Origin of the sequence: Paenarthrobacter sp. 4246, assembly GCF_040546855.1 — a bacterium.
Classification (GTDB): Bacteria; Actinomycetota; Actinomycetes; order Actinomycetales; family Micrococcaceae; genus Arthrobacter.
Map to the genome: position 1 here is coordinate 412,285 of NZ_JBEPOP010000004.1, position 17,383 is coordinate 429,667.

14 protein-coding genes are annotated in these 17,383 nt (G+C 63.7%); 9 read left to right on the forward strand and 5 right to left on the reverse strand.

Annotated elements, in window-relative coordinates; genetic code table 11:
- Positions 1–34 precede the first annotated feature (34 nt).
- From ABIE35_RS09865 to ABIE35_RS09880, 4 genes are all read right to left on the reverse strand, one after another.
- Positions 35–910, reverse strand: a complete 876-nt coding sequence (locus ABIE35_RS09865; protein ID WP_354514502.1) for a class II fructose-bisphosphate aldolase — start codon at positions 908–910, stop codon at positions 35–37.
- The gene (locus ABIE35_RS09870) at positions 910–2,376 is read right to left on the reverse strand and encodes a GntP family transporter (RefSeq protein ID WP_354514504.1); all 1,467 of its coding nucleotides are present in this window, start codon (positions 2,374–2,376) and stop codon (positions 910–912) included. The genes ABIE35_RS09865 and ABIE35_RS09870 overlap by 1 nt, the downstream gene beginning before the upstream one ends.
- A gap of 102 nt (positions 2,377–2,478) precedes the next feature.
- On the reverse strand, positions 2,479–3,381 hold the full coding sequence (locus ABIE35_RS09875) for an NAD(P)-dependent oxidoreductase (RefSeq protein WP_354514506.1): 903 nt from the start codon (positions 3,379–3,381) through the stop codon (positions 2,479–2,481).
- Between the two features lie 35 nt (positions 3,382–3,416).
- The gene (locus tag ABIE35_RS09880; protein ID WP_354514508.1) at positions 3,417–4,931 is read right to left on the reverse strand and encodes a four-carbon acid sugar kinase family protein; all 1,515 of its coding nucleotides are present in this window, start codon (positions 4,929–4,931) and stop codon (positions 3,417–3,419) included.
- Positions 4,932–5,060: 129 nt separating this feature from the next.
- Here ABIE35_RS09880 and ABIE35_RS09885 point away from each other — a divergent pair, with 129 nt between their 5' ends.
- The 3 genes from ABIE35_RS09885 to ABIE35_RS09895 all read left to right on the forward strand — a co-directional run bounded on the left by ABIE35_RS09885 (position 5,061) and on the right by ABIE35_RS09895 (position 7,923).
- Positions 5,061–5,864, forward strand: coding sequence for an alpha/beta fold hydrolase (locus ABIE35_RS09885; protein ID WP_354514510.1), 804 nt, complete (start codon positions 5,061–5,063; stop codon positions 5,862–5,864).
- A 72-nt stretch (positions 5,865–5,936) separates the two neighbouring features.
- Positions 5,937–6,638, forward strand: a complete 702-nt coding sequence (locus ABIE35_RS09890) for a FadR/GntR family transcriptional regulator (RefSeq protein ID WP_089593284.1) — start codon at positions 5,937–5,939, stop codon at positions 6,636–6,638.
- 136 nt (positions 6,639–6,774) lie between these two features.
- Positions 6,775–7,923: a Fic family protein gene (locus tag ABIE35_RS09895; RefSeq protein ID WP_354514511.1), complete on the forward strand. Its 1,149-nt coding sequence runs from the start codon at positions 6,775–6,777 to the stop codon at positions 7,921–7,923.
- 14 nt (positions 7,924–7,937) lie between these two features.
- On the opposite strand, the gene ABIE35_RS09900 is transcribed toward ABIE35_RS09895, so the two are convergent.
- Positions 7,938–8,861: an AraC family transcriptional regulator gene (locus ABIE35_RS09900; RefSeq protein WP_354514513.1), complete on the reverse strand. Its 924-nt coding sequence runs from the start codon at positions 8,859–8,861 to the stop codon at positions 7,938–7,940.
- A gap of 488 nt (positions 8,862–9,349) precedes the next feature.
- Here ABIE35_RS09900 and ABIE35_RS09905 point away from each other — a divergent pair, with 488 nt between their 5' ends.
- Genes ABIE35_RS09905 through ABIE35_RS09930 form a run of 6 tightly spaced genes read left to right on the forward strand, consistent with a single transcriptional unit; the run spans position 9,350 to position 17,370 of the window.
- Positions 9,350–10,138: an SDR family oxidoreductase gene (locus tag ABIE35_RS09905; RefSeq protein ID WP_354514515.1), complete on the forward strand. Its 789-nt coding sequence runs from the start codon at positions 9,350–9,352 to the stop codon at positions 10,136–10,138.
- A 51-nt stretch (positions 10,139–10,189) separates the two neighbouring features.
- Positions 10,190–11,428, forward strand: coding sequence for a styrene monooxygenase/indole monooxygenase family protein (locus tag ABIE35_RS09910; protein ID WP_354514516.1), 1,239 nt, complete (start codon positions 10,190–10,192; stop codon positions 11,426–11,428).
- 30 nt (positions 11,429–11,458) lie between these two features.
- Complete coding sequence (locus tag ABIE35_RS09915; RefSeq protein WP_354514518.1) at positions 11,459–13,216, forward strand: flavin reductase; 1,758 nt, start codon at positions 11,459–11,461, stop codon at positions 13,214–13,216.
- A gap of 32 nt (positions 13,217–13,248) precedes the next feature.
- A complete protein-coding gene (locus ABIE35_RS09920; RefSeq protein WP_354514520.1) occupies positions 13,249–14,898 on the forward strand; it encodes a phytoene desaturase family protein in 1,650 nt (549 codons plus the stop codon).
- Positions 14,899–14,905: 7 nt separating this feature from the next.
- Positions 14,906–15,697 carry a cyclase family protein gene (locus tag ABIE35_RS09925; RefSeq protein WP_354514522.1) on the forward strand — a complete coding sequence of 264 codons (792 nt, stop codon included), beginning with the start codon at positions 14,906–14,908 and terminating at the stop codon, positions 15,695–15,697.
- Positions 15,694–17,370, forward strand: coding sequence for a thiamine pyrophosphate-binding protein (locus tag ABIE35_RS09930; protein ID WP_354514523.1), 1,677 nt, complete (start codon positions 15,694–15,696; stop codon positions 17,368–17,370). Before ABIE35_RS09925 ends, ABIE35_RS09930 begins: the two co-directional genes overlap by 4 nt.
- Positions 17,371–17,383: the final 13 nt, after the last annotated feature.

Below are 17,383 nucleotides of genomic sequence, written 5' to 3' on the forward strand. Positions count from 1 at the left end.
CCTGTAATGCCGGTTTTGGGTGCCGCGCTGCCCGTCAGGCGCTGAGCAACTCCAGTGTGGCGCCGGCGAAGGTCGCCGCAGAGACGTTCCATTTGGACAGCAGGCCTTGCAGATTCTCGCCGTCGGCCCTGTGCGCCGCGGTTTCAGATTCCAACGTGGACAAGATCCCCGTGCGCAGTTCCGTGTTGAAGTTCACTTTGCCAACCCGCAGCGAAGGGGCCTTCGCTAGCTCATCGGACGGGATGCCGGAGGCGCCGTGGAGCACCAGCGGGGCCGCTGTCTTCGCAGCCACCTCTTGGAGCACGTCCCAGCGGATGTTGGGCTCACCCTTGTACTTGCCGTGCACATTCCCCACCGCAACGGCCAGGAGTTCCGCCCCGGTTCGTTCAACGAAGCCAGCCACCTGAGCCGGGTCAGTGAGCCCCGCAACTGACGTTGCGGCGTCGTGAGCTGAATCGCCAGTACCGAACGCCCTGTCCTCGTCCCCGGCAAGGCCGCCGAGTTCTGCTTCGATCACGACGTCGGCAGCACCTTGCGCATCCAGCGCGGCACGGACTTCGCGGACCAGGGCGATGTTGTCCTCGTAGGGCAAGGACGAACCATCGGCGAGCACCGCGTCAGCGCCGGCAGCCACGGAGTCACGAATGACCTGCAGATCCGACGCGTGGTCAAGCTGGACAGAGACGGGAACACTCGCGGAGTCAGCCAGACCACGCAGGGCCGTGATGAGCCTCAGGCCGTTAGCAGTGGACGCAGTCTTCGGAGCGACCAGCAGGACCACGCCCAGACGGGCATCCTCCGCCGCGCCAACAACGGCAAGGGCTGTGGTGAAGTCGTAGCAGGTGAAGGCTGGAACTGCGGAACCATTGGCCAGCGCAGAGGCGACCAGGTAATCGAGTTTGGTGCGCATCAGTGGGCCAGGCCTCCCACCAGGATCCAGGCGACGTATGTCAGTGCGAAGCCGGCCAGGCCCAGGATTGTGGTGAGGACGGTCCAGGTCTTGAGGCCGTCGGACACGGTAAGGCCGTAGTAACGGATCACGGTCCAGAAGCCGGCGTCAGTCACGTGGGACAGGCCCAGCGAGCCAAAGCCGATGGCAATCACGAGCACTGCGATCTGGGCCGGTGTGTAGCCGCCTTCCATGACCGCGGAGGTCAGCAGGCCGGTGGTGGTCACGATGGCGACGGTTGCGGAACCCTGGGCGGCGCGCAGTGCCAGGGAGATGATGAAGCCGAGAACGATCACGGGCAGGCCGAGGCTGTCCAAGGTGTGGGAAAGGGCAGCGCCGATGCCCGAGGTGCGGAGGACTTCGCCGAACACGCCACCGGCAGCAACCACCATGAGGATGGAGGCGATGGGAGGCAACGCGCCTTCGAAGATCTCGCTGGTTTCCTTATGCGACCAATTGCGGCGGACAGCAAGCAGGAAGAAGGAGAGGGCCACGGCTACGAGGAGCGCAAAGAAAGGGTTGCCGATGAACGCGGCCACACCGTACCAGTAGTTGTCCTTGGGAATGGTCAGCGTGCCGACGGTGCCGAGGAGGATCTGGGCGATGGGCGCGGCGATCAGGAACATGATCAGGCCGGGACGCGGTGGGGCGATGGCGCGGGCGCCGGGACCGTCATGGCCGACGTGGACCAAGGAGTCTGAGCCGAACTCGTCAACCTGCTGCTTGACGCCGGGCAGCAACTCGTATTCCTTGCGGTTCATGATGCTGGCAACCCAGTAGGACAGGAATCCGAGGGGAATGCAGATAATGAGCGAGATCATGGTGATCAGCCCGATGTCCGCGCCGAAGACGCCTGCACCTGCAACGATGCCCGGGTGCGGCGGGACAGCGACGTGGATGGACAGCATGATGCCGGCCATGGGCAGGCCGAACTTGATGGGGTGAACGTTGGCGATCTTGGCGAAGGCGTAGACGATCGGGACCAGGACGATCACGCCCACTTCGAAGAAGACGGGGATCGCCACCAGGAAGCCGACGGCGGTCAGTGCGACAGCGACGCGTTTGGCGCCAAGCTTCTCAGTGAAGTGGGTGGCCAGGGACTGCACGCCCCCGGAAACCTCGATCATGCGGCCGAGGATGGCCCCGAGTGCGATCAGCAAGGCGACCTTGCCCATGGTGCTGCCAACGCCCGTGGTCACCACGGTGAAGATGTCCTTGAGCGGAATCTGGGCGGCAACACCCACCACAATGCTGACTGCCAGCAGCGCAACGAAGGCCTGGATCTTGAAGCGGATGATCAGCACCAGCAGCAAAGCGATTCCGGCTGCGGCAATGGTCAGCAGAAGGGGTGTTCCCAGCTCCACTGCGGGTTTGATGGCGGGGGCGTCGGCCGCCTGAACCATCAACGAGTTAACGAGGGGATTCATGGGGGGTGTCTCCTTTGACATACCAGTCTAAAGAAGACCGGCGGGAGGTGGCGGCGACGGCGAAGGGGGGATCGCCGTCGTCGCGCGTTCTTATGGGGGTGGTTAGGCGGTGCGCTTTGCGGGCGCGACAACCTTGATGACAGCGGAGTCGTCGGCAGCGGCGAGGCCCTGGGCCTGGCCGAGAAGATAGAGCTGTTCAGCAGCGGCAGCTACAGGTGCAGCGAGGCCGGCGGCGCGGGTCGCTTTGCCCACGATGCCCATGTCCTTGACGAAGATATCGAGGCGGCTGAGGACTTCGGCGCCGTCTTCGGAGTAGGCCTCGAGGATGCGCGGACCACGGTTGGACAGCATGAAGGAACCGGCGGCTCCGGCTTCGAGGGCGGCGAGGGTCTTCGCCTGGTCCAGGCCGAGGGCGTCGGCAAGGGCCATGGCCTCGGCAGCGGCGGCGATGTGCACGCCGCAAAGGAGCTGGTTGACGGTCTTGAGTGCCTGGCCGTCGCCGGGCTTGTCACCCACGATGCTCAGGGTGGAGGCCAGCAGTTCGAAAGCAGGGCGCGCCTTTTCGAGTGCCTCGGGCTCTGCACCCACGACGATCAACAGGTCGCCCTCGCCGGCACGCTTGGGCCCACCGGACAGCGGTGCATCCACCAAGGCCACGCCGTATTCCGCAAGCTTTTCCACCGTGGCCGGGATGACTTCGGTGCCAACGGTGCTACCGAGGATCACCACGGCTCCCGGCTTCAGTGACGAGGCCACGCCGTTCTCGCCAAAGAGGACATCGTTGAGCTGCTCGCCGTTGCGGACTGCCAGCAACAGCGCGTCGGCACCATCGGAGGCCTCACGGGCTGACGCGAACGTCTTGATTCCGGCGGCTGCGGCGAGTTCAAGGCGCGGCTCGGCGATGTCGAAGCCGTGGACGGTGAGCTCGGACGCGAGGCGGGTTGCCATGGGCAGGCCCATGGCGCCGAGGCCCAGGACGGTGACGGTGTAATTGCTGCTGGTCATGGTGTTCTCCATTGAATTTTTTGGGGCCGGGCGTTCTAGAAAGTAGAGCTGAGCTTGCGGGTGACTTCAGTCAGGGATTGGTCGTCGCCGACGTTGCCCGCGAAAACGATGTACGGGATGCCCTTGGCGGGGCCGTCCACCGGCTCCCAGAGCGAGACGATGCCGGTCAGCATGGGGCCTCGCACAATTGCGTGGCGGATTTGCAGGCCGTGTGCGGCGACGTCCGAGGACGTGATGCCGCCCTTGGCGATGACGAACCGCGGCGGAAAGGTTTTCAGGGTCCGGTTCACCACGGCGACGACGGCGGCGGAGACCGTGCGGGCGATCTTCAGGCTCGCGGCGGCGTCGTCGGTCTTGAAGAGCAGGCGGCTGGTGTGGACGATGACGTCACCATGGTGGAGCGCACCGACGACGTCGGACACGACAGTTCCGATGTAGGCGTCCGCTTCTGCTTCGCCCGCGGTTTCGGTACCGGCAATAAGTTTCTCGACATCGATCTCGATGGTGCGCGCCGAGCTGTGCGCGGCTGTGAGGTCATTGAGCTGGCGGGTGGTGACGCCAACGTGCGAGCCCACCACGATCAAGCCGCCGGCGGTGGAGGGAGTGTTGCCCGCGAAGGCTTCTTCGGAGGTCAGTGCCGTGCGGATTTCCTGGCCGATCCTTCCGCGGACGAACGGCGGGCCCACGCGGTAGAGGAGTTTCTTGCCGCGGCGTTCGGCTTCTTCGAGGCCCAGGGCGAGGGCGCGGAGGTCGTTCTCGGTGACGATGTCGGCCACGATCGGGGTGGAGCTGGTGGCGGACTCCAGGGCGTCGGCTATGGCCTTGGCGGAGATGGTGGGGTCCTGGGCGGAGGCGCCGGCGCGGATGATGTTCAGGTCAAGCACGATCACATCGCCCGCCGGGAATCGGCCCTGTGACTTCTCCTCCACATACTTGGCCATCTCGGAGTTCTTGAAGCCGAAGCTCGCATCCTTCGCGAATTCCGTCGCGGCCACAGGGGTGAGTGTGCCAGCGTCTCCCCTCATGTAGTGGACACCGCCGATGGTGACGCGGCCGGCGTCGGGGAATGCCGGAACGATCACTACGCCGTCGGTGGGTTCGCCGGTTTCGGCGGCGACGGTAGCGGCGATGACGTCCGGCTCCAGCGGGTAGTGACCACGGAGGGTGGAGTCGCTGCGGCTGACGAATCCCAGGCGCAGCCGTGGACCAACAACGGTGCCCGACGCCGCAGCGAGGGCGTTGCGGACAATTTCCTCGTTGCGGGCCGCGGCCTCGGCCGGGTCAAGGCTGCGGGTGTTGGTCAGAACGTAAACAGCGGCCTGGGTCTGGTTCTCACGGATGTGGGTGAAGGCCCAGGTGAAATCCTCAACCTCCCAGCGGGTGAGCACGGCAAGATCCGCAACGGACTGCGTGCCCGTGGGGTCGTCGTCGAGGACAACCAGCACGCGCGGGGTGGTGGCGGCGGACGCGGCAACGGCGTCGGCTACCAGCTGAGCGGGAATCTGGACTTCCGCCGGGAAAGCGGCCAGAACGTCTGCTTCAAGGGTCACTGTGCACTCCATCGTGGGAAATCTGTGTAGCGGTTTAGTGAATGTAAGATGTCAGACATCTAACATTTGAATTAGTGTGACACACGGCTCCTCACCGCGCAAGATGCTCCACGTCACTAGGCTGGGGGCATGGCTGACAACGTGGTTCCGCTCCCGTTCGTGGACGTCCTCACGCCTGCCATTCCCGCAGGTCAGCCGGTGCCCGCCGTACTGGTCCACGGCTGGGTGTCAGGCTCGGTGTACTGGGAACCACTGGCGAAGAATCTGCTCGACGCTGGCCGCGAAGTCTGGATTCTCGACCTCCCCGGCTACCACCCGGGAGATTTCCTGCCGTCGGATTTCGAATGGACCTTGGACTCGGCGGCTGCTTCGGTGGCGGCAGTCCTTGACGCCAAGACCCAGGGTCCCGTGCACGTGGTGGGGCACTCGATGGGTGGCAGTGTTTCGCTGACGCTGGCGGCGGCCCGCCCCGAGTTGGTGGCCTCACTGACCCTGGTGGGCATGGCACCCGTGCCGCAAAATCAAGGATTCAAAGAGGTGCTCAGGTCACAGCTGGACCAGGGGTTTTTCGATTCCGGAACCATCGCGAAGCTCATGAACGCCTGGTACGGGGAGTTGCCGGCAGCAGACATGGTGCGGCTCAGTACCGGATTCAATGTCCCCTTCCCCGTTCTGTCCGCCAGCGCCTTGGCGGCCATGACCGGCGTCGAACCTTCAGTACCCGGGCGCGTCCACGCGCCGTTGCTGGTGCTCGCCGGAACTGATGACCGGGTGCGGCCCATAGAGCAAATGCGCGCGTTCGTGGCCGAAAGCCCCCAGCGTCAGCTGAAGGCCATTCCCGGCGCGGGCCACAGTGTCCACTGGCAGAAACCGCAGGAATGTGCCGAGGCGCTGCATGAATTTTGGGAAACGAGCTGGCCACCGCCAGCGTAAGATGTCAGACAACCATCCCGCCCCGGGAAGACGCGGGACGAAGGATGGCCGGAGTACAGGAAATGGGGATACATGGCACGCAAGTCACTGGTCGGCGTCGTCGCTGATGAGTTGCTGGACCGCATCATCGCGGGTGAATTTCCGCCCGGAACAGTGGTCCCCGGTGAGCTTGAGCTCAGCGCCAAGCACGAGGTGAGCCGAATGACCGTGCGTGAAGCCATGAAGACCCTCGAAGCGCAGCGGATTCTGAGCGTCGAGCGCGGCCGCGGCACGTTCGTCAATCCCCTGAATCAGTGGGCATCGCTGGAAGCCGTACTGCGCGCGGCATCTGAGGGAACCAAGGACGCGGCCGCCGCGATCCAGCTCATCGAGCTCCGCCGTATGCTGGAAACCGGCGCCTGCGAACTCGCCGCCGAACGTATCTCCGACGACGAACTCACGGCACTCAGCGAACACGTCGACAAGATGCAGGCCGCCCACGAAGTCAACGATCTCGCGGCCTTCGTGGAAGCCGATCTCGCCTTTCACGACGTCATTCTTCACGCCTCCGGCAATGTGTTTGTGGCTGTGCTCTTTGAACCGCTGCACCGGGTCCTCGAAGCGCGCCGCACCGAAACATCAGCTTTCCCGGAGATCCAGGAACACGCCATCGGACACCACCGGAAGATCGCCAAGGCCTTGGAGTCACGGAATCCCAACGAGTCACGCCTGGCCATGGATGCCCACATGCAGCAGACACTGGACGACCTGAAGACGTACGTGCTGGAGGCGTAGCTGGCACAGGCGCCTTAATTGTTGGACTCGGATAATTTAATTCCTGCACGGGCCGGGTCTAGCGAAATCACTGATTTCTAGGGAATAGTCGGGCTATGCTCTTAATTGTTGGAAACCTCTCTGGAACATTCTCCCCGTGAACCCACTCGATTTTCCCGAGTTCCCCTTTAGCTCTCCACTGGCGAAAGCCATCATCGACCTTGAACGGGTTCGCGCAGATTTAGGTGAAGGAACCACCGCTCCCGAGGTCTTCACACAGTTGCGAACACTCTTTCAACTGCTGTCGAGCATCATGAGCGCACGCATCGAGGGCAATCGCACGTCAATTGTGGATGCTGTTGCAGGCGTTCAGCTCGCGGACCGAGCCGACATCGAGCGGGACGACGGTGTTAAAGAGATCGTCCAGCTCCAAGAAGCAACGGCTTTCGTCGACTCCGCCGTCGGCCGGGGGACGATACTGACGCACGGGTTTGTCCGGGAGCTGCACCGCATCTCCGTGGCCGGTTTGGAACTTGAAGGGGACCGCACACCTGGTGCCTACAGGCTCGCCGATGTCACCATCAGCGGCTCATCGCACCGACCACCCTCGCCAGGGAGCGTGCACGGAGACATGACGGCACTCCTCGACTTCATCAATGCGGACGTAGATCAAAACTACGAGCTCCTCAAGATTGCGCTCGCCCACCATCGGTTCGTCTGGATTCATCCTTTCGGCAATGGCAATGGTCTCGTCGGGAGACTCATGACTTACGCCGCCATGCGGCGGCAAGGGTTCTCCGACACCGCCGGATACCGGGCGCTGAACCCAACGGCCGTATTTGGGGAGAACCGCGCCCTTTACTACGAACGACTCGAAGACGCCGATTCCCTCGAACCCGAGTCCCTGATTCGCTGGTCGACGTATGTCCTCGAAGGACTACTGACAGACCTCAGAAGGTTGGCGAAACTCGGTGACAAGGACTTCGTTACGGAAGGCCTGTTGGTTCCCGCAATCGCAAGAGGCCTCGCCTCGTCGCGCTTCACGGCGGACGAAGCCCTGGCTTTGACCATCATCGCGCGCAAAGTTGACGTGAAGGCCGCAGACCTTAGTTCAGCATTCACAGGTTCAGCTGCGACACGAAGTCAAGACATTCGAAAGCTCCTGGACCGCGGCGTCATTGAACCGATCGCCAAGGGGAAGAGATCCTACCGGCTTCGGCTGGCCCCGAGTGAACTAACGCCACTTCTGGTTCGGGAATTGGATCAATTGGGATTCCTGCCCCGCATTCTGCGCGATTCAGAATAGTCTCCGCCTCCTGCCTAGCGGCGCAAGCTCTCGCTTGGTAATTCGCCGAAGGCCTTCACGTAGAGCGCAGAGAAGCGCCCTTGGTGCGTGAAACCACACAACTCAGCGACGGCCGTGACACTCTGCTCCCGCGGGCTGGCTTCCAGCAGCATCTCCCGGGCCCGATCCAGCCTGATACTGCGCAATAACTCAGACGGCGTCGCACCGGTTTCCGCACGCAAGGCAATTTGCAGCGTGCGGACCGAAACACCCAGGCACTCGGCGATGTCAGGGACAGTGAGTTCTTCGAAAGCGTGCTTTTCCAACAGTTCGCGGCATTCGCGGACCAGCCGGCCCTCCGAAGCCGCGTCCCGGGCCGCCACACCGGGCGACTCCATCGCCATCAGCAAGCGCGAGATCATGCTGTCCGCCAACAACCCCTGTACAAAGGCGGGAGCCGCGGACTGCGGCCGGCTGATCATGTCGTCATGAAGTTCGACGACGGCCCTCAGGAACGCGCGCCCGGCGCCACCTGAAAGGTCCATACCGTAGCCCAGCTCACGAGGTGCCGCGCCGTTGAGCTGCCATGCCACCCGCTCCAATGCTGCCCGCCGCACGTACACAATGAGGTGCGGGCTGCCGCTGTCCCAGCTCATGGAGAAGGGCCTGTCCAGCGGAGGAACAGTGGCCATTGCCGGACTCGACTCCACAGTGCTCGCACCCACCTTCATGGACGCGTGCCCCGCCAACGGGATCTGCACCAAGTGGAAATCCTGGAGGCCCTCCGGCTCAATCCGAACGTCCGCGCCGTAGTCCAGGAACTCGATTCCCACATCACCGCGGTGGAGGGAGCGGAGCTTCATATCCACAGAGGACTGGCGCGTCCGCGGCGCCAGCTCGTGACTGCAAAACAGCTCAGCAATTTTGGCGTGTGCTTGGTCCACGTCGGTGGTGGCCACAGTCGGCCGCCCCCGCAGAACGTCCCGAGGAAGAATCCTCACCATCCGCCACCTACTTCACCGGTTTTCCCACTACACAGGGTCTTTTCGCTTTTCGGATGATCCCCGCGCCAAGTGGATATTCCGGAGTGCAGCGGCTGTCTAGAGTCGCTTTTAAGACAAGTATGACGCAGCTCACAGAACCATAACAGTGACGGAAGCGAGGTGAGGACCAGTGAAGAACATCAAGCTCGTACATGACCGTCGAGATGAATGGGATCAGGGTCACTTCGAACTCTGGGCGGCGGAGCTTCAGGCCAGGGGAACCCGCCTCACTTCCGCGGCCTGGGTTGGCTGGCACGAAGAAGAGGAGGACCCTGCGTAATTCGGATAATCCTCGCGCCCCGTGGATATTCCGAACGACAGCGACTGCCTAGAGTCGCTTGCAGGGCAAATATGACGCACGTCATATATCCGTAACATCATCATCGCGGGAAAGGGTTCGGCACATGTCAGCACTCAAAGGCAGGACAGCGATCGTCACCGGTGGAGTGACCAAAGTGGGCCAGGGCGTGGTCACCGCTTTGCGGGACGCAGGAGCCACGGTGGTGGTGGCGGACATAGACCCCGACGGCGCGTCGCTCACCGCTGGGTTGGGCGAGGGGATCACCTACTCCCACGCTGACATCACTGATGATGACGCCGTGAACCAGCTTGTCAGCGGGACCGCAGCCCGGCACGGCAGCCTCGACATCCTGGTGAACCTCGCCTGTACCTACAAGGACGACGGAGCCGCATCCGGCCGCGCCGACTGGCTCGACGCACTGAACGTCAACCTCGTCAGCGCCGTAGTGGCGAGCAACGCAGCCCGCCCCTACCTCAAGGCTTCGGGGCACGGCGCCATCATTAACTTCACCTCCATTTCCAGCTCCGTGGCCCAGACAGGCCGTTGGTTGTACCCCGCCAGCAAGGCTGCTTTGGTGCAGGTAACCCGCAGCATGGCAGTGGACTTCGCATTGGACGGGATCCGGGTCAACTCGGTCAGCCCGGGCTGGGTGTGGAGCAACATCATGGATTCCCTCAGCAACGGGAACCTGGAGAAGACAGATTCCGTGGCGGCACCGTTCCACGCCCTCAAGCGCGTCGGCCGCCCGCACGAGGTGGGTGACGTCGTCGCGTTCCTCGCCAGCGACCAAGCGAGCTTCGTGACCGGCGCCGATTGGGCCGTCGACGGCGGTTACTCCGCTTTGGGACCTGAACGCGCCGAAGAAACCATCCCCTTGCTCGCCGCCAACTGACAACCGCAAATAGACCAAACCGACTACAGACCAAGAGAAAAGGGCAACACCATGACGCAACGCCACATCACCATTGTTGGTGCCGGCCAGTCCGGACTGCAGCTGGGCATCGGCCTGCTGGACGCCGGCTTCGACGTCACCACCATCTCCAACCGCACCCCGGAGGAAATCCGCGAGGGCAAAGTTGCCTCCAGCCAGTGCGTCTTCCACAACGCGCTGGAACACGAGCGGGCCTTGGGGCTGGACTTCTGGCCCGATGCCCCCACTGTGGACGGCATCTCGTTCACCATTCCCCACCCCGAACTGCCAGGTGAGAAGGCCATCAGCTGGGCCTCCCGCTTGGACAACCACGCCAAGTCAATCGATCAGCGCGTGAAGTTCCCCAAGTTCGTGGAGGAGTTCACCGCGCGGGGTGGCGAGCTGGTCTTCGAAGACGCCGGAGTAGCCGAGCTGGAAAAGTACGCGCAGAACTCGGACCTGGTGATCGTGGCAGCCGGCAAGGGCGAGATCGCGCAGCTCTTCACCCGCGACGCCGAACGCAGCACCTACGACGCTCCGCAGCGGGCCCTTGCCTTGACCTATGTGAAGGGCCTGAAGCCGCGTGAAGAGTATTCAGCGGTGTCGTTCAACCTCATCCCCGGTGTGGGCGAGTACTTCGTCTTCCCAGCACTCACCACCACCGGACCCTGCGAAATCATGGTCTTCGAAGGCGTTCCCGGCGGCCCCATGGACACATGGAGGGGACTCTCTCCCGAAGAGCACCTGGAGAACTCCAAAAACGTCTTGAAGACCTTCCTGCCGTGGGAAGCCGAACGCGCCACGGACGTGGAACTCACCGATCCCAACGGCGTCCTCCAGGGAAGGTTTGCACCGACCGTCCGCCACCCCATTGCTACCCTGCCGAGCGGCCGGCAGGTACTGGGCCTGGCCGACGTCGTGGTGTTGAACGATCCCATCACCGGACAGGGCTCCAACAACGCGAGCAAGTGCGCGGCGTCATACATGGACAGCATCATCCAGCACGGCAACGCAGCCTACGACGCAGAGTTCATGCAGGCCACGTTCGAGCGCTATTGGGATTACGCCCAGCACGTTGCACACTGGACAAATGCCCTCCTGGCCCCACCGCCGCCCCACGTCCTTGAGCTCCTGGGCGCCGCGAACAGCGAGCCGGCCATTGCCCAACGGTTTGCCAACGGCTTCAACCACCCCCCGGAATTCCAGGACTGGTTCATGTATCCGGACAAAGCTGCCGGCTACCTGGCCGGCCTCTCCGCCGCCAAGGTTTAATAGCACACCCCTGCCAGCAAGGACTTAACCATGCGAAAAATAGCAATCGTCGGGGCCGGGGAATCCGGCGCCCAACTGGCTTTGGGCCTGCAGCGGGACGGCTACGCCGTGACGCTCCTGTCCGACCGTTCCGCGGCCCAGATCCGCGCCGGAAGAGTCATGTCCAGCCAGTGCATGTTCTCCACCGCCCTCGACGCCGAAGCCCAGATGGGGACAGCGCTCACGGAATTCTACGAGTCCGGCTCCGCCCCGGGCATCACCTCCATCCGGCTGCGCGTGGATGCTGATGACCCCATCGAATGGGAGGCCCCCTTGGACGGGCCGGCCCGCTCCATCGATCAACGGATCAAGAGTGCACTCTGGATCGAGACGTTCGTGGCCGCCGGGGGTGACTTCCGCATTGAGAAGGTCACTCCCCGCATGCTCGAAGAGCTCGCCCGCGACTACGATCTGGTCATTGTCAGCACCGGCAAGGGCGAGATCGGCCAGATCTTCCCGCGGGACAAGGCAAAATCGCCCTTCGACCGGCCCCAGCGGGTCCTGGCTCTCAATTACGTCACTGCCGACGGCGGTGCTGCCGCCGGCGGCCCGTCACCGGACAGCACCTCCAGCAGCGGTGCCGCGATCCGCATGTCCATGGCCCCCGGCGTCGGCGAGTTCTTTACGTTCCCGGGGCTTACCGTCTCCGGGCCGTGCCGCATGATGGTGTTCGAAGGCGTGGTGGGCGGCCCCATGGACCGGTGGACCGACGTCGGGACCCCGCAAGAGCAGCTGGACCGTTCGCTGGAAATCCTGCGCGAGCATTTCCCCCACGAGGCCGAAAACTTCGCCGACGCGGAACTGACCGATAGCGGCGCCACGCTTCTGGGGCGCATCACGCCAACGGTGAGGTCCGCAGTCGGGGAGCTTGGGAACGGGAAGCTGGTGTTCGGGCTCGGTGACGCTGTGGTCCTCAACGATCCCCTCACCGGCCAGGGCTCCAACAATGCGACGCTGGCCGCCAAGTTCTATCTCGATGCGATCGTTCGCAGGGGCCAGCAGCCCTTCGACCGCCACTGGATGGAGCGGACGTTCGATGAGTTCTGGCGTGGATGGGGCCAGTGGGCTGTTGAATGGACCAACGACCTCCTTAAGCCTCGCCGGGACCACCAGAAAACCCTCCTCAGCGAAGCCGCTGAACACCCGTCGCTGGCAGCAGGCATCGTGGCCGGGTTCGATGATCCCCGGACGTCCTACCCGTGGTGGTTCGATCCCACTGCCGCAGCCGACTTTATGCAGGCCCGCAAAGAGGAAGACACCTCGGTTTTCGACGTCCGTGATTTCAGGGGCGCCTTGGGGCAATTCGCCACAGGAGTTACCGTGGTGACCACTGTTGCTGCCGACGGCCGGAAGGTGGGCATGACCGCGAATTCGTTCACGTCAGTTTCCATGGAACCCCCGTTGGTGCTGTGGTGCCCCAGCAAACGGTCGCCCAGCTTGGGTGACTTCGAGAACGCCACGCATTTCGCCATCAACATCCTGGCCAGCGACCAGCACGTCCTGTCCCGCCAGTTCGCAACTCCCGCCATCGACAAGTTCACCGGCACGGACACCACCGAGGGCATCGACGGCGTTCCGCTGCTGGACGGCGCGGTGGCCACCTTCCAATGCCGTACGGTCTCACGACACGACGCCGGCGACCACGTCATCTATGTGGGGGAAGTGGAGAAATACGACTACGACGGCGGCGCTCCCTTGGTATTCCACGGCGGCAAATACCACGCAACCGCCAGCCACCCGGACTTCTAGCCACAATCTGAGCACTTCTGAAAGGAGCGGAGATGGACGATTCCGTTGACGTCGCGATCATTGGCTCGGGCATCAATTCCCTTGTCGCGGCAGCTGAGCTCGCATTGGACGGGAAGCGTGTCTGCATCATCGAGCGTTCAGACCGGCTGGGAGGTTTCATTCATTCCTCCGAGCGGACCCTGCCGGGATTCATCCACGACTCCTTCTCTTCCTGGCACCCGTTATTCGTGTCAGGTGGTGCCTACGCGGCCTTGGGCAAGGAACTGCACGCCAGGGGGCTGGAGTACTGCAACGCCACCGGCCCGGTGACCGCGAGCGTCGCAGCGGATCCGGCCACGGGAGCTCACCGCGTCGTTATTGCACAGCGGGATCCGGGCGAAACGGCTGCCGCGTTCAAGAACCCCGGCGACCAGTCCGCCTACCTTGCCATGCTGAATGACCTTGAGCGGAATGCCGGCACGGTTTTTGGGGCGTTCGGGGCGGAGCTTCGATCATTCAAGGATGTTGCGAAAATCGCGTTGGGCGCGGTTCGACGGGGGCGCTTGAAAGCGACCGAACTTTTTGTCCGGGACGCGGTGATGAGCGGCCGGAACTACACCCGCAGCCGCTTCGACGGGTGGGAAACGGACCAGCTGTGGTCTCCGTGGCTCCTGCACGCAGGGCTCGGCCCGGACCAAGCAACAGGTGGGGTAATGCTGCCAGTGATGGCCATGACCATGCACGGCTTCGGGCTCCCCGTGGTGAAGGGTGGTTCCTCAAAGTTTGTTGAGGCGTTTGAGTCGTTGCTTCGCGATAACGGGGTCCGGATCATGCTGGGCGCCGAGGCCGAGGAGATCCTGGTGGGCTCCGACGTCGCCGGCAGGGACAGCTCCATCAGTGGCGTCCGGACTTCGCGGGGCGTAGTCACCGCTGGCACAGTGTTGGCGAACGTTTCTCCACAGGCCCTCTACACCCAACTTCTTCGCCAACCACCGGCCGGGACCGCTGTCGCCGCCGAACGCTACCAGAACGGCCGCGGCGCCCTTCAGATCCATCTCGCCCTGGACAAGCCCGTGGAGTGGCTCGATCCCCGGCTCAACGAAGTTCCGCTGGTGCACATCAGCAACGGCTCGGACAGCACGGGAATCGCGTGCGCCCAGGCCGAATCCGGCCTGTTGCCCAGCGAACCCACGGTGGTGGTGGGGCAGCAATGCGTCCTGGATCCGTCCCGTGCTCCAGAGGGCAAAGCCACGCTGTGGCTGCAACTGCAGGAGGTTCCGTTCTCTCCCGTAGGTGATGCGGCCGGCGAACTGTCAGTGGAGGAAGGTTGGACCGAGGAGCTGAAACAGGGCTATTTGGAACGGGTCCTTACCCGGCTGGAGCAGTTCGCGCCGGGAACCCAAGCTACGGTTCTCGCTTCAGACATCATCACTCCCACGGACCTGGCCGCCGCTAATCCCAATGCCGTCAACGGCGACCCCTATGGAGGGTCCGCTGAGCTCTTCCAAAACTTGCTTTGGCGGCCTTTCCCCGCGGCGGCCGGCCACCAAACCGCCGTCGAAGGTCTGTGGCATATCGGCGCGTCAACCCACCCTGGTCCCGGCCTTTCCGGTGGCTCGGGACATTTGGTGGCCCAAAAACTGAGCAACAAAACTTCACGATTTTCGCGTCTTCAAGCAGCACTTAAACCAAGCAAGCGATAGGAGAACAATGTCTGTTCTGGCCCGGCTCACTGCAGCCCTTTCGAGTGGTTCAGTGGAAATCATCGACCTCACCACGCCACTCAGCTCCGAAACCCCCATCCTGAACCTTCCCCAGCCCTTTGCGAACACGGTGGGATTGTCTGTCTCGCCGGTGAGCAATTTCGACGACGCCGGCCCGGCCTGGGCGTGGAACGACGTCACGGTGGGCGAACACGCGGGGACGCACCTGGATGCCCCCGTCCACTGGATCACCGGCAAGGACGGCAAGTCCGTGGACCAGATCGAACCCCACCGCCTGGTGGGGCCCATTGCGGTGATCGACAAGACCGTAGAGGTCTCCGCGGACCCTGACTTCCTGCTGGAACCGGAGCACTTTGAGCAGTGGCAGTCTGAGCATGGGTTGTTCCCGCAGAACTGCTGGATCATCTTCCGGACCGGTTGGGCAGCCCGCGGCGCTGACGCAGCGGCTTTCGTCAACGCGGACGACGCCGGCCCGCACACTCCAGGGGTCTCTGCAGCAGGTGCCAAGTGGCTTGCCGGGAACCCCTCGATCAGCGGTTTCGGTGTTGAAACCGTAGGGATCGATGCCGGGCAGGCCGGTGCGCTGGATCCGATGTTCCCCGTGCATTCGTTCCTCCTCGGTGCGGATAAGTATGGCGTCACTTCGCTGCGGAACGTGGACCGGCTTCCCACCACGGGCGCCACCCTGGTGGTTGCTCCTTTGCCGATCGTGGGCGGCACCGGCAGCCCGAGCCGCGTGTACGCGCTGATTGAAAAAGAAGCCGGGGTAACAGCATGAGTGAGCAGGTCCGGGTTTCCGCCTTGGTGGGCAGGACGCTGGCGAAGCTGGGCGTCGGGCATGTTTTCGGGGTGGTGGGCAGCGGCAACTTCGATGTCACCGGCACCCTCATGGCCCAAGGAATCCCTTTCACCGCCACACGGCACGAAGGCGGTGCTGCGACCATGGCCGACGCCTACTCGCGGATGTCCGGCAAGGTGGGAGTGGTCACCACGCACCAAGGCTGCGGGCTGAGCAATGCCATCACGGGAATCGGAGAAGCCGCGAAGAGCCGCACTCCCATGATCGTGCTGACCGCCGACACCCAGGCTGCAGCGATCCGGTCCAACTTCAAGATCGACCAGGACGCGTTGGCTCGAAGCGTCGGCGCCGTGGCCGAACGCATCCACTCCCCCGCCACAGCTGTGGCAGACACTGTCCGGGCCTTCCGGACCGCGGTGAACGAGCGCCGAACGGTGGTCCTGAGCTTGCCGTTGGACCTCCAAAGTGCCAGCGCCGCGGACCAGGTGAGTGCCGTCGTCGTGCCTGAGCCGTTAAAGATCCGCCCGGACGCTGCCGGAGTGGAGCAGTTGGTGGCGCTGATTTCCGCCGCTGAACGGCCCGTGTTCGTCGCGGGACGCGGCGGACGGGGCGCCCGGGACGAGATCCTGGAATTGGCGCGGCATGCCGGTGCGCTGGTGGCGACGTCGGCAGTGGCTAGCGGATTGTTCAACGGCGACTCGCACAACCTGGGTATCTCGGGTGGTTTTTCTTCGCCCACCACGGCGGAACTCATCAGCGGCGCGGACCTGATTGTGGGGTGGGGTTGCGCGCTGAACATGTGGACCATGCGGCACGGACGACTCATCTCCACCGGCACCAACGTGGTGCAGATCGACGTCGAAGATTCCGCGCTCGGCGCCAACCGGCCCATCGCCCTGGGGCTGCTGGGGGATTCGGCGCTGACTGCGGTGGATGCCCTGACGGCGCTGCGGACCGTGCAGCCTGAGCCCGCCGAAAAGTACCGCACCGAAACCAACGCCTTGTCCATCAAGCAGGGCTCGCGGTGGCGGGACGTTTCCACAGCGGACCTGTCCACGGCGACCTCCATCGATCCCCGCGTCCTCACCCGGGAACTCGATTCCATGCTCCCATCCGAGCGGATCGTGGCCGTGGATTCCGGCAACTTCATGGGCTACCCCAGCCAGTACCTCGCTGTTCCGGACGAGTTCGGGTTCTGCTTCACGCAGGCATTTCAGGCGATTGGACTGGGGCTATACACAGCCATTGGCGCCGCGCTTGCCCAGCCGCACCGGCTGCCGGTGCTGGGCGCGGGTGACGGCGGATTCCTCATGGGCATCAGCGAGTTGGAGACCGCCGCGAGGCTGAAACTACCCCTGGTGTGCATCGTCTACAACGACGCCGCGTACGGTGCCGAGGTCCACCACTTCGCATCGGAGCACTCTGAGGCCGAGCTCTCCAGCGTCGTGTTCCCGGAAACGGACATCGCCGCCATAGCCCGTGGATTCGGCGCCGAAGGTGTGACCGTACGGACCATCGCGGACCTGGAAGCCGTGCACCCGTGGATCGCGGCCTATGAAGCCGGGACACAAGACCGGCCCTTGGTGATCGACGCGAAAATCGCGTCCGACGGCGGCTCGTGGTGGCTGGCGGAGGCGTTCCAGGGCCACTAGGCGCGGGGGCGCC